Raw genomic sequence first — 12,164 nt, 5'->3', positions numbered from 1 at the left:
GCTTTATTTTACGCCAGCCAGCCGTTCAGGCAGGGTTTTGGCCGGGCCTTGCCTGATCGACGCGAGGCGCTTGACGCTCGGCAGCCAGCTCGCGCGCTACCCCGGACTTTCGTCAATGGCGCTTGCGTCGTTGACGGATACAATCAATTCATACTTCTCTATATTCGTCGGGACTCACCATGCATATTCACGTCGTCAACCATCCGCTGGTGCAACATAAGTTGTCCCTGTTGCGTGCCGCCGATGTCAGCACTAACAAGTTTCGCTTGCTGACCGACGAGCTGGCCAGGTTGCTGGCGTATGAAGCCACGCGCGATTTGCCGCTGGAGCCGGTGACGATAGCCGGCTGGTGCGGCCCGGTCGATGTGCAACAGATCAAGGGCAAGAAAATGACCGTGGTGCCGATCCTGCGCGCCGGTATCGGCATGCTCAATGGGGTGCTTGATCTGGTGCCGTCGGCCAAAATCAGTGTTGTCGGTCTGGCGCGTAATGAAGAAACGCTGCAGCCGGAGCCTTATTTCGAGAAGTTTGTCGGTAATCTGAGTGATCGTCTGGCGCTGATCATCGATCCGATGCTGGCGACCGGTGGTTCGCTGGTGGCGACGATCGACATGCTCAAACGCAATGGCTGCAAAGAGATCAAAGCCATCGTCATGGTGGCCGCGCCCGAGGGCGTCAAGCTCGTCAACGAAGCACATCCGGACGTGCAAATTTACACCGCCTCGCTCGATTCGCACCTGAACGAGCAGGGTTATATCATTCCGGGTCTGGGCGATGCAGGTGACAAGATTTTCGGAACCCGCTGAATCGGCTATTAATTGTTAAAACGGGCGCCGAGAGGCGCCCGTTTTGTGTGTCCATGGTTCAGCATGGCTTCCCCAGATAAGACCAACTCAGGGATAACGATGTTTTCCACTCTCAAACAAGCAATTTCGGGCGCGCAGATCCTGTTCGTTGCCTTTGGTGCGCTGGTGCTGGTGCCGTTGCTGACCGGCCTCAACCCGGCACTGGCGCTGCTCGGCGCCGGGGTCGGTACCTTGATGTTTCAACTGGTCACCAAGCGTGAAGTGCCGCTCTTTCTTGGCTCGTCGTTCGCGTTTATCGGGCCGATCATCTTCTCGATCCAGACCTGGGGCCAGGCCGCGACACAGTTTGGTTTGTTTGCCGCCGGCTTTATGTATTTCCTTATCGCGGCGCTGATTCGCTGGCGCGGCATGGCGTTCATCCACAAGCTCTTGCCGCCGGTGGTGATTGGCCCGGTGATCATGGTCATTGGCTTGTCGGTCGCGGTGGCGGCCTCGGGCATGGCCATGGGGCAGGGCGGCGGCAAGCAGCTTATTCCCTATCAGACCTCGATTTTCCTTGCGGCGATCTCGCTGGCGACGACCATTGTGGTGGCGGTGTTTTCTGGCGGCATGCTGCGGCTGGTGCCGATTTTGTCCGGGGTCTTCGTCGGTTATGTCACGGCGACTTTGCTGGGCGTGGTTGATTTCGCACCGATTGCCGCCGCACCGTGGTTCGCGCTGCCGCATATCGTGCACCCGGAAATCAGCTGGGCGGCTGCGCTGTTCATGATGCCGGTGGCGATTGCACCCGCGATCGAACACATTGGCGGCGTGATGGCGATCGGTGGGGTAACCGGCAAGGACTACACCGCTTCACCGGGCCTGCACCGCACCTTGGCCGGTGATGGTCTTGGCGTGTGTTTCGCTGGCTTCGTCGGCGGCCCGCCGATCACCACCTATGGCGAGGTGACCGGTGCCTTGATGATTACCAAGAACTTCAATCCGGTGACCATGACCTGGGCGGCGGTGCTGGCGGTGATTCTGGCGTTTTTTGGCAAATTCAACGCCATCCTGCAATCGATTCCGCTGCCGGTGATGGGCGGCATCATGGTCTTGTTGTTCGGCACCATCGCCTCGATCGGCCTGAAAACGCTGATCGACGCCAAGGTTGACCTGATGGCGCCGCGCAATCTGGTCATCGTCGCTGTGGTGCTGACCTGCGGCGTGGGCGGGCTGACGCTCAAGCTGGGTGATCTCAACCTTGCCGGTGTCGGTCTGGTGAGCGTGCTGGCGATCATCCTCAACTTCGTGCTACCGCAAGACAAGCATCACGATGGCATCGTCGAGGGGCAGGACGTCTGAGCAAACAAGACGTTGAAGCAGAAAACTGAAAAACGACCTCGCGGGGTCGTTTTTCAGTTTTGCTCGAGGCCGGAGGCGGGGCTCGCTTTGCATTGCGCCTCACATGAACAGCGGCAGCAACACCAGCGCACACAGCAAGGCCCACGCCGCAGCGCCGACCGACATCACCAGATAGGCCACATCCTGTGCTTCGATATCCTCCTGGGTGCCGAGTAGCGAGGGTACGCCGTGGTAGAGGAGGCAGAACGACGCGGCCAAGCCGAGCACGCCACAGAATGCGTTGAAGGCGATGCTGGGGACGAACAGCGTCAGCGCCGATAACCAGAGCGGCACCGCGCCAAGCGCAGCCAGCAGGTAGGCGCTGTCACGGTCGGTCGAAAAATCGCGCATCGCGGCAATCTGGCGGATCACCGTGGCCATGATCGATACGGTGATGATTTCGGCGAAAAAGAAGATCACCGCCACGGCGATCCAGCGTGAGAACGGCGCATCCGCGGCGTAATACATGCCGTTGACGCCGCCGGCGTAAAGAATCATCGCGGCAGGCAGCAGCGACAGCGGAATCACCAGCGAGAACAGGACTTTCAGGCTGGCCGGATGGCGTGCCTTCAGTTCGTCCCAGCCCTTGTGATAAGACGTCAGCATGTGGGGATAGTCACTCGCTTTCATGGTCGGTCTCCTCGCCATCAAACGGGGCGCCTGATGCGCTCCTATCCTATTGAGATTAGACCGGTTTGCCGGCGATGATTTGCGCCGTTCGGCGCTTCCCCTGTCGCCGGTGCGCGGCCAAGGTAAAAAACCACGCATCCAAGCCGCGCAACCTTTCCGCTACAATCGATGGTCTGAGTCATTCAACAGCCCAATTCGAGCATGAGCAACGAGCTTCCGGTCAGCAACTTCATCCGCCAAATCATCGACACCGACCTCGCCAGCGGCAAACGCGACGCGGTACAGACGCGCTTTCCGCCAGAGCCGAATGGCTACTTGCATATTGGTCATGCCAAGGCGATCTGCGTGAACTTCGGCATCGCCCGGGATTATCAGGGCCTGTGCAATTTGCGCATGGACGATACCAATCCGGAGAAGGAAGAGGACGAGTACGTTCACGCCATCCAGGATGACGTGCGCTGGCTGGGGTTCGAGTGGGATGGCGAGACGCGCTATGCGTCCAATTATTTCCAGCAGCTTTATGATTACGCTGAAGAGTTGATCCAGTCGGGCAAGGCCTTTGTCTGCGATCTGACCCCCGAAGCGATGCGCGAATACCGTGGCAATTTCGAAGTGCCGGGCCGCGACAGCCCGTTCCGGGCACGCTCGGTCGACGAGAATCTTGATCTGTTCCGCCGGATGAAGGCGGGCGAATTTGCCGACGGCAGCAAAACGTTGCGGCTGAAGATCGATATGACGGCGCCCAATCTGAATCTGCGCGACCCGGTGATCTACCGTATCAAGCGTGCCGAGCATCACCGTACCGGCAACGACTGGTGCATCTATCCGATGTACGACTACACGCATTGCATTTCGGATGCGATCGAAGGCATTACCCACAGTCTGTGCACGCTGGAGTTCGAAGATCACCGGCCGCTGTACGACTGGGTGCTCGATAACATCAGCATCGGCAACCACCCGCAACAGATCGAGTTTTCGCGCCTGGAGACGCTGTACGTCGTCACCTCGAAGCGCAAGCTCAAGCAACTTGTCGACGAAAAACTGGTGTCGGGCTGGGACGATCCGCGCATGCCGACGATTTCGGGCATGCGCCGTCGTGGCTACAGCCCGGAAGGCGTACGGCTGTTCGCGCAGCGCGCTGGTGTGTCGAAGACGCCGAATGTCGTCGACTTTGCGTCGCTTGAAGGCGCCGTGCGCGAGACGCTGGAGGAAGCCTGCCCGCGTGTGATGGCCGTGCTTGATCCGATCAAGGTGACCTTGAGCAATTTCGATCCGGCGACCACCGCCTCGCGCAGCGCGCCGTTTCACCCGCATCACGAAGCGTGGGGCGAGCGTGTGGTGCCGATTGCGCCGGAACTCTATATCGAACGCGACGACTTCGCCGAAGTGCCGCCGCCGAAGTGGCAGCGTCTGACGCTGGGTGGCGAAGTACGCTTGCGCTACAGCTACGTGATCAAGTGCGACGAAGTGATCAAGGATGCCGATGGCAAGGTGGTCGAACTGAAATGCTCGATCGACCCGGATACGCTGGGTCAGAATCCGGTCGGCCGCAAGGTCAAGGGCGTGATTCACTGGGTGAGCGCGGCGCACGCGGTCGAGGCCGAAGTAAGGCTGTACGAGCGCCTGTTTACCGAGCCCCGTCCGGACGCGGTGCGCGGCGCCGACGGCCAGTATGTCGATTTCAAGCAGTTCATCAATGCCGACTCGTTCAAGGTCGTCACCGGCTATATCGAAGCCTGCGTCAAGGATGCCGTGCCTGAGACGCGTTACCAGTTCGAACGCCTCGGCTACTTCGTCACCGACCGTCACGATCATGTCGCCGGCGGCAAGATCGTTTTCAACCGTACCGTAACGCTCCGCGATTCGTGGGCCAAGGAAAACGGCTGATGCGCAGTATGGTTTTTGCGCTGTTGCTGTTCGTCGCCGGTAGCGGCTTTGCCGCCGATGATGCGGCGCCGGCGACGCTGATCTACAGTGGCAAACCGGGGCGTGCGCCGGTCGAGGTGGTCTTTGATTACCTCAAGGACCGCATTGCCGACGAACACGGTTTGTCCGAGTACCGCACGCTGAGTATCACCCAGCAAGGCAAGGGCGGCGAGATTCCCGATCATGTTTCGCTCAGTGTCCAGATGAAGGGGCTGCTTGATGATGCGGTTGCAGCGCAGCGCTACACGTTCACGCTGAGTTTTGACGGGGTGTGGAAAATCGACACGGCTCATCAGGATTGGCAGTGCCGCCGTGGTGGCAAGAAGGGCTGGACGCAACGTCCTTGCCCATAATGAGTTCAAGCTGTTGATTCCGCGGGCGAGCCGGTCTCGCCCGTTTTTGCATAGTCCGCTTTGAGGACCAAAACGCGATGCACGCATCCGTACCGGCAAACATCCCCACAGTCAGGCATTTGTTCCGGCAGTTCTGGCGGCTTTCCAAGCCGTTCTGGACCAGCGAGGAAAAATGGAAGGCCTACGGCCTGCTGGCCGTCGTGGTCGGGTTGAACCTTGGCTCGGTGTATATGAACGTGCTGTTCAACAGCTGGTACAACACGTTCTACAACACGCTGCAGAATTTTGACTCGGGTGGATTCAAGGCGGCACTGATCAAGTTCGGCTACCTTGCTTTTGTCTGGATCGTTATCAGCGTCTACCGCTTCTATTTGCAGCAGATGCTCGAAATCAAATGGCGGCGCTGGTACGCCAAGCATCTGTCGCAACGCTGGCTGGAAAAGCAGGGTTACTACCGGCTGCAGTTGACCGACCGCTATACCGACAACCCGGATCAGCGGATCGCCGAAGACACACAGCTATTTGTCGGCAGCACGCTTGGATTGGCGCTTGGGCTGATGAACTCGCTGGTGACGTTTTTCTCTTTCGTCACCATTCTGTGGACGCTATCGGGGCCGCTGCACTTTACCCTGTGGGGGCACGAATTCAATGTGCAGGGCTACATGGTCTGGGTGGCGCTGATTTATGCGCTGGTCGGCTCGGTGGTGACGGTGCTGGTCGGCCGGCCGCTGGTCAAACTCAACTTCGAACAGCAACGCCGCGAAGCCGATTTCCGTTTCGGTCTGGTGCGCGTGCGCGAGAACGCTGAATCGGTGGCGCTGTATCACGGCGAGGCGCGCGAGGGGCACAACCTCGGTGTGCGGATCGATGCCTTTGTGGCCAACTTCTGGGCGGTGATCCGCCGGCAAAAACGCATCATCTGGTTTACCTCGTTCTGGGGACAGTTGGCGATCATCTTCCCGCTCATCGTGGCCGCGCCGCGTTATTTCGCCAAAGAGATCCAGCTTGGCGGGCTGATGCAGATCAATAGTGCCTTCGGTCAGGTATACGGTGCGCTGGACTTCGTCATCGGCAGCTTTTCATCGCTGGCGAGCTGGAAGGCGATCATCGACCGGCTGATCACTTTCGAAGATGGTTTGATACTGGCCGATGCGCTGCCGGTGCCGCGCCCGACCGCGCTGAGCGAAGGTTTGCGTATCGATGGGCTGAATGTGAAAAAGCCAGATGGCACGCCACTGTTTACCGATCTGAATCTCGAACTCAAGGCCGGCGACCGGCTGCTGGTGCAGGGGCCTTCGGGCAGCGGTAAGTCGACGCTGCTGCGCACGCTGGCCGGCATCTGGCCGTATTCGGTCGGCGAGATGGCTTATGTCAAAGAGCGTGGCGTGCTGTTTTTGGCGCAAAAACCGTATCTGCCTCTCGGCACCCTGCGCGAAATACTGTGCTATCCGGCGCCACCATCGAACGACGATGCCGAACTCGATGCGCTGTTGGCGGCGGTGCGGCTCGATCATCTGGTCGGCCGCCTCAACGACGTCGACAACTGGTCGCACATCCTCAGTCTCGGCGAGCAGCAGCGCATTGCCTTCGCGCGGGCGCTGTTCATCCGCCCGGCCGTGCTGATGATGGACGAAGCCAGTTCGGCGCTGGATGAACCCAACGAAGCCATTCTGTACCAGCTGATCGAAGACCGGCTGGCAGACAGCATTATCGTCAGTGTCGGCCATCGTTCGACGCTGCGGATTTTCCACAACCATTATCTGGAAACACTTGGCGATGGCAGCTGGCGGCTGGCCTGAGTTGAGTGAAGAGAAAACATGACCGAATTGAAAAACGATCGTTTCCTGCGCGCACTGCTGCGCCAACCCGTCGATATGACGCCCGTCTGGCTGATGCGCCAGGCCGGCCGCTATCTGCCGGAGTACTGCGCCACGCGCAAGCAGGCGGGCTCCTTCCTGCAGCTGTGCAAGAACACCGAACTGGCGACCGAGGTGACGCTGCAGCCGCTGGAGCGTTTCCCGCTCGACGCGGCGATCCTGTTCTCGGACATCCTCACCGTCCCCGACGCGATGGGCCTGGGGCTGTATTTCGCCGATGGCGAAGGCCCGAAGTTCGAGCGGCCGCTGCGCGACGAAGCCGATATCCGCAAGCTGGTGGTGCCCGATCTGGCCGAGCTGCAATACGTGTTCGACGCGGTGAGTTCGATCCGCAAGGCGCTGGATGGCCGGGTGCCGCTGATCGGCTTCTCGGGCAGCCCGTTCACGCTGGCGTGCTACATGATCGAAGGCGGCGGTTCGAGCGACTTCCGTCGCGTCAAAACCATGATGTACGACCGCCCCGAACTGCTGCACCACATCCTCGAGGTGAATGCGCAGACGGTAACCGATTACCTCAACGCGCAGATCGACGCCGGCGCGCAGGCGGTACAGATTTTCGATACCTGGGGCGGGGCGCTGGCCGACGGCAAGTACCAGGAGTTTTCGCTGGCCTATATGAAGCGGATTGTCGGCGGTTTGAAGCGCGAGGCCGACGGCCGCCGCGTGCCGGTGATCCTGTTTACCAAGGGCGGCGGGCTGTGGCTCGAGGAGCTGGCCGATACCGGTTGTGACGCGCTGGGGCTGGACTGGACCGTCGATCTGGCCGATGCCCGCCGTCGCGTTGGCGACCGTGTCGCCTTGCAGGGCAATTTCGACCCGTATGCGCTATTTGCCAAGCCGGCAGCGATCGAGGCCGAGGTCGAGCGCCTGCTGAGGTCTTACGGCGCTGGTGCTGGCCATGTCTTCAATCTGGGTCATGGCATCAATCAGTTTACGCCGCCGGAGCATGTGGCTGCGCTGGTTGACGCGGTACACAAGCTTTCACGACAAAGTCATATTTCTTAGAAAAATCTCAAATATGACAAGGATTTAGCATTATCGTGCGGCCTTTTTTGCTGATGTTGATCGTAAGTTGTCAACAAAGGCGAGCCGCAGAGCTAGATCCTTGTCAAGCTTGATTTGCAGGTATTTCAGTAATGTTTAATGCATCTAAGTTGTTGATTTATAACGACATATAAATGCGGTTTAAAATTTGTGCAACCTAGCTGAAGCAAGAGTGAGACTGGCTTTGAGGCGCATCTGTACAAGCTGTTCACAAAGTTATCCACAGTATTTGTGGGTAGTTTTGTGAAGCGGCAATAATCCGTCTTGAACCTGGCCAGAATGTCCCACGTCTACCTCTCGGTCGCCCTTGATGTGCCCCTGCCACGCTGTTTCGACTATCGCGCGCCGCGAGCCGCTGCGGGCGTGGGGGAGCGGGTGATCGTGCCGTTCGGACGCCAGACCCTCTCCGGTGTGGTGGTCGCGGTCAGCGATCGCCAACCCGATTTCCCCGGCCTGAAGGACATCGGTAGCGCGCCGGGCGATTTGCCGGCGCTGCCGGGCGATGTGCTGGCGCTGTGCCGTTTTTGCGCCGACTTTTACGCCGCGCCGCTGGGCATGGTGCTGGCGGCGGCCTTGCCGGCGGCGCTGCGCCAGCCCAAACCATGGTCGGGTGACGAGGCGCGACTATCGTGGCTGGCAGTGGATGCCGATGCCTTGCTGACGAGACTGTCGCCGCGCGCCAAAAAACAGCGACAACTCGCGGATTCATTGCGTACGCCGCAATCACGCGAGGCAATTCGCGATGTCGCCGGCGATGCGCTGCGCTGGCTGGCAGAATGGCAGGCGTCCGGCGAGGTCATCGCCGTGGCGCCGGCGCGGCCCGAAGGGATGCCGCAGCAGGGCAGCTTGCCAGCCTTGCACGCGTCCCAAGCCCACGCAGTCGAGGCGATCAATGCGGCTGCGGGCTTTGCCGCCTTCCTGCTTTATGGCGTGACCGGCTCGGGCAAAACCGAGGTGTATCTGCGCACGATCGCCGAGCGGCTTGGGCGAGGCGAACAGGTGCTGGTGCTGGTGCCGGAAATCAATCTGACACCGCAACTGGAGGCGCGGTTTCGCGCCCGCTTCCCGCAGGAGGCCATCGTCAGCCTGCACAGCGGTCTGGCCGATGGCGAGCGCACGCGCAACTGGCTGCGGGCGGTGCGCGGCGAGGCGCGCATCGTGCTCGGCACCCGTTTGTCGGTATTCACGCCGCTGCCCTCACTGGGGCTGATCGTCGTCGACGAGGAGCACGACGGCTCGTACCGGCAACAGGAAGGGGTGCGCTATTCGGCGCGCGATCTGGCGGTATGGCGCGCGCGCGATCGTGTTGTGCCGGTGGTGCTGGGGTCGGCGACGCCGAGCATCGAAACCTGGAAGAACGCGCGGGAAGGCCGTTACACGCGCCTCGATCTACCGCACCGGGCCGTGGGGGGCGCGGTAGCGCCGACGCTGGAAGTACTGCCGACCGGCAAGGTATTCATGCCCGATGGTATTCATCCCCTGGCGCTTGAGCGCATGCGTGCAACGCTGGCGCGCGGCGGTCAGGCGCTGGTGTTCATCAACCGGCGCGGCTATTCACCGGTGCTGACCTGCAATGAATGCGGCTGGGTCAGCAATTGCAAACGCTGCGAAGCCAAGCTGGTACTGCATTTGAATGACCGGCGTTTACGCTGCCACCATTGCGGTTTCGAATGCGTGATCCCGGTGCATTGCCCAGACTGCGGCAACGCCGACCTCAAACCCTTGGGGCAGGGAACCCAAAGAATCGAGGACGTGCTGGCCACGCACTTTCCCGCTACGCCGCCGCTACGGATCGATCGCGACAACACTCGTCGCAAAGGCAGCCTGGAGGCGATGCTGGCGACGGTGCATTCGGGCGAAACCCGCTTGCTTGTCGGCACGCAAATGCTCGCCAAGGGGCACGACTTCGCCAATTTGCAGCTGGTGGTGGTGCTGAATGCCGATGCCGGCCTCTTCAGTGTCGATTTTCGCGCCGAAGAACGGTTGTTCGCGCAGCTGCTGCAGGTGGCCGGTCGCGCCGGTCGCGCCGGCCAGCCGGGGCAGGTGCTGATCCAGACGCGCTATCCAGAGCATCCGTTCTACGCAGCGCTGCTGGCCGGCGATTACGCGGCATTTGCCGACGAACAGCTCGCCGCCCGGCGCGATCTTTTGCTGCCGCCGTGCGCGGCATGGCTGATGGTGCGCGCCGAGGCCAAGCGCACCGAAACCGCGATTGCCTTTCTGAATGCACTACGCGGTGCATTGGCTGGCCAGCCGGTGCAGGCGATGACGCCGATTGCAGCAAGCATGAGCCGCAAGGCCGGCTGGGAGCGCGCGCAGATGCTCGTGACCGCGGCGACGCGTGGCCCGATCGCCGCAGCGGCAGCGCATTTGTCCGAGCAACTCGCCGCCAAACCGCCCAAAGGCGTGCGCTGGGTGATCGATGTCGACCCGCAAGAGGTTTGAACCGATCTTTTGCGTTGAATGGGCGCTTGCATGAATGCCGCGCATGAAAAAGCCCGGCATTGGCCGGGCTGATCGCGATGCGGCAGAAGGTTTAAAGCGCTTCGTCGTTGATTTCACCGGTGCGGATGCGCACCACGTGTTCGATCGGCGAGACGAAAATCTTGCCGTCGCCGATCTTGCCGGTATTGGCGGCCTTGACGATGGCTTCGATGGCGCTATCGACCATATCGTCGGCCAGTACCACCTCGACCTTGGCCTTGGGCAGAAAATCGACGACGTACTCGGCGCCGCGGTACAGCTCGGTATGGCCTTTCTGGCGGCCAAACCCTTTGACCTCGGTGACGGTCAGGCCGGAGATGCCCAGCTCGGACAGCGCCTCACGGACTTCGTCGAGTTTGAACGGCTTGATGATCGCTTCGATTTTCTTCATGTCGGGCACCTTTGAGTATCGGTTTCGCGGAGGAGTTGACCGCGATTATAAGCGGCTTGGGCCGCTCACGGTGCCGCCGGCCCCAGTTGTAGCGTATGCGCCTTGCCATTGCCCGGCAGCCGATCAAGCAGCGGCGCGAACGCTGCTGCTTGGCCTTCGGCGGCTTCCAGCGTCAGGCTGCCGCGCGGCCCGGTCGGGCCGAGGTTGCCATGACCCGAAATCACCAGCCGTCCACCTAGCGGCGTCATTTGCCAGCCGAGTGTGTTGCCCTGTTGTTGCAGCGCCAGCTTGTAACTACCAAAGGGATTGGCTTGCGGCGTGACCAACGAGTTGGCATCGAGCCATTGGGCGCTGGTATCGATGAGCGTGTGGCGATCCAGCCGTTTGGCACTGATCAGCAGCGTACCGCCCAGTTGAAACGGCAGCAGCGGCTTGGCCAGATTGAAAATCGGCGCGGCCGGCAGACGGGCACTGAGGTCATCGAGGCGGATGCCGCCAAAGCCGGCGCGCAATTGTCCCGAGAGCGGCGTGACCGTATCGGTGCTTGCCAGTGTCCAGCCGAGTTCACCGCGCAGCAGGCTGGCAGGTTGCCAGCGCCAAACAAGCCCGCGCACCAGCTCCTGACCATGAATGCCGATCTGCGCGGCACGGCCGCTCCACAGCGTGCCGCTGACACCGGCCAGTTGCAGCGGCGCCGGTGCCGCCCCGGCCAACAAGCTGGCCGGTAATCGAATGACGATTGCGGCGGCAAAGCAGAGACCGCCGATGATCAGCAGCCGTGAGGGTTTCAGGCGTTTCATGGCTGTACCACCAGTTCAAGTTGCGCCGAGCCATCCTGACCGCGGATGTCCGCACGCACGATATGCAGGTTCTGATCGTTTTCCAGCGCGCCCAGCAACGCCAGCACCTGCTCGAACGGAAGGCGGCTGATGACGATGCGCACTTGTTCACCGGGCAGCGCTTGCAGGTCGGCGCTTAGTTGCAGCGCATCCAGCGTTGCTTGCACATGCTGGCGGATTTCTCCCGGCGCTGGTGCCGGCCGGCGCGCGCCGGATTGTTTGAGCTCGGTCACGCCGCGTTGCAAATCAGCCAGATCGGACTGGAGCTTGGGTAGTTGCCTCGTCAGCTTGGCCGACGCACTCGATAGCGGCTGCCACACGCCGCCGTAGAGCAGCGCAGCCAGCACGATGACGCCACCGCTGGCGAGGATGATCCGTTCACGTGGTTCGCGACCCCGCCACCAGGTGTGCAGGGCGTGTAATTTGGACATGGG

At 61.1% G+C, this 12,164-nt stretch carries 11 protein-coding genes; 7 read left to right on the top strand and 4 right to left on the bottom strand.

Annotated features, from left to right (window positions below):
- Positions 1-179: 179 nt before the first annotated feature.
- A complete protein-coding gene (upp, locus tag JLC71_RS07485) occupies positions 180-806 on the top strand; it encodes a uracil phosphoribosyltransferase (protein ID WP_200918117.1) in 627 nt (208 codons plus the stop codon).
- Between the two features lie 99 nt (positions 807-905).
- Entirely contained in the window at positions 906-2,147 is a 1,242-nt protein-coding gene (locus tag JLC71_RS07480) for a uracil-xanthine permease family protein (RefSeq protein WP_200918116.1), read from the top strand.
- Between the two features lie 99 nt (positions 2,148-2,246).
- On the opposite strand, the gene JLC71_RS07475 is transcribed toward JLC71_RS07480, so the two are convergent.
- Positions 2,247-2,816 (bottom strand): Yip1 family protein, encoded by a 570-nt coding sequence (locus tag JLC71_RS07475; protein ID WP_200918115.1) that lies wholly within the window; start codon positions 2,814-2,816, stop codon positions 2,247-2,249.
- 201 nt (positions 2,817-3,017) lie between these two features.
- Between JLC71_RS07475 and JLC71_RS07470 the strand changes: the two genes are divergently transcribed.
- The 5 genes from JLC71_RS07470 to JLC71_RS07450 all read left to right on the top strand — a co-directional run bounded on the left by JLC71_RS07470 (position 3,018) and on the right by JLC71_RS07450 (position 10,461).
- The gene (locus tag JLC71_RS07470; protein ID WP_200918114.1) at positions 3,018-4,703 is read left to right on the top strand and encodes a glutamine--tRNA ligase/YqeY domain fusion protein; all 1,686 of its coding nucleotides are present in this window, start codon (positions 3,018-3,020) and stop codon (positions 4,701-4,703) included.
- Complete coding sequence (locus tag JLC71_RS07465; protein ID WP_200918113.1) at positions 4,703-5,095, top strand: hypothetical protein; 393 nt, start codon at positions 4,703-4,705, stop codon at positions 5,093-5,095. The genes JLC71_RS07470 and JLC71_RS07465 overlap by 1 nt, the downstream gene beginning before the upstream one ends.
- A gap of 77 nt (positions 5,096-5,172) precedes the next feature.
- Positions 5,173-6,894, top strand: a complete 1,722-nt coding sequence (locus JLC71_RS07460) for an ABC transporter ATP-binding protein/permease (RefSeq protein ID WP_200918112.1) — start codon at positions 5,173-5,175, stop codon at positions 6,892-6,894.
- Between the two features lie 18 nt (positions 6,895-6,912).
- Positions 6,913-7,977, top strand: a complete 1,065-nt coding sequence (gene hemE, locus JLC71_RS07455) for a uroporphyrinogen decarboxylase (RefSeq protein WP_200918111.1) — start codon at positions 6,913-6,915, stop codon at positions 7,975-7,977.
- A 318-nt stretch (positions 7,978-8,295) separates the two neighbouring features.
- The gene (locus JLC71_RS07450) at positions 8,296-10,461 is read left to right on the top strand and encodes a primosomal protein N' (protein ID WP_200918110.1); all 2,166 of its coding nucleotides are present in this window, start codon (positions 8,296-8,298) and stop codon (positions 10,459-10,461) included.
- A gap of 91 nt (positions 10,462-10,552) precedes the next feature.
- Here JLC71_RS07450 and JLC71_RS07445 read toward each other — a convergent pair whose 3' ends face one another.
- The 3 genes from JLC71_RS07445 to JLC71_RS07435 all read right to left on the bottom strand — a co-directional run bounded on the left by JLC71_RS07445 (position 10,553) and on the right by JLC71_RS07435 (position 12,161).
- Positions 10,553-10,891 carry a P-II family nitrogen regulator gene (locus JLC71_RS07445; protein WP_200918109.1) on the bottom strand — a complete coding sequence of 113 codons (339 nt, stop codon included), beginning with the start codon at positions 10,889-10,891 and terminating at the stop codon, positions 10,553-10,555.
- Positions 10,892-10,956: 65 nt separating this feature from the next.
- Positions 10,957-11,691 (bottom strand): type II secretion system protein N, encoded by a 735-nt coding sequence (gene gspN, locus JLC71_RS07440; protein WP_200918108.1) that lies wholly within the window; start codon positions 11,689-11,691, stop codon positions 10,957-10,959.
- A complete protein-coding gene (locus JLC71_RS07435; RefSeq protein ID WP_200918107.1) occupies positions 11,688-12,161 on the bottom strand; it encodes a type II secretion system protein M in 474 nt (157 codons plus the stop codon). The genes gspN and JLC71_RS07435 overlap by 4 nt, the downstream gene beginning before the upstream one ends.
- Positions 12,162-12,164 lie beyond the last annotated feature (3 nt).

Origin of the sequence: Jeongeupia sp. HS-3, assembly GCF_015140455.1 — a bacterium.
GTDB lineage: Bacteria > Pseudomonadota > Gammaproteobacteria > Burkholderiales > Chitinibacteraceae > Jeongeupia.
This window is presented reverse-complemented; position numbering and strand designations above follow the sequence as displayed.

Coding starts and splice junctions, on each gene's coding strand:
- upp (WP_200918117.1), top strand. CDS start 180: ATGCATATTCACGTCGTCAACCATCCGCTGGTGCAACATAAGTTGTCC.
- JLC71_RS07480 (WP_200918116.1), top strand. CDS start 906: ATGTTTTCCACTCTCAAACAAGCAATTTCGGGCGCGCAGATCCTGTTC.
- JLC71_RS07475 (WP_200918115.1), bottom strand. CDS start 2,816: ATGAAAGCGAGTGACTATCCCCACATGCTGACGTCTTATCACAAGGGC.
- JLC71_RS07470 (WP_200918114.1), top strand. CDS start 3,018: ATGAGCAACGAGCTTCCGGTCAGCAACTTCATCCGCCAAATCATCGAC.
- JLC71_RS07465 (WP_200918113.1), top strand. CDS start 4,703: ATGCGCAGTATGGTTTTTGCGCTGTTGCTGTTCGTCGCCGGTAGCGGC.
- JLC71_RS07460 (WP_200918112.1), top strand. CDS start 5,173: ATGCACGCATCCGTACCGGCAAACATCCCCACAGTCAGGCATTTGTTC.
- hemE (WP_200918111.1), top strand. CDS start 6,913: ATGACCGAATTGAAAAACGATCGTTTCCTGCGCGCACTGCTGCGCCAA.
- JLC71_RS07450 (WP_200918110.1), top strand. CDS start 8,296: ATGTCCCACGTCTACCTCTCGGTCGCCCTTGATGTGCCCCTGCCACGC.
- JLC71_RS07445 (WP_200918109.1), bottom strand. CDS start 10,891: ATGAAGAAAATCGAAGCGATCATCAAGCCGTTCAAACTCGACGAAGTC.
- gspN (WP_200918108.1), bottom strand. CDS start 11,691: ATGAAACGCCTGAAACCCTCACGGCTGCTGATCATCGGCGGTCTCTGC.
- JLC71_RS07435 (WP_200918107.1), bottom strand. CDS start 12,161: ATGTCCAAATTACACGCCCTGCACACCTGGTGGCGGGGTCGCGAACCA.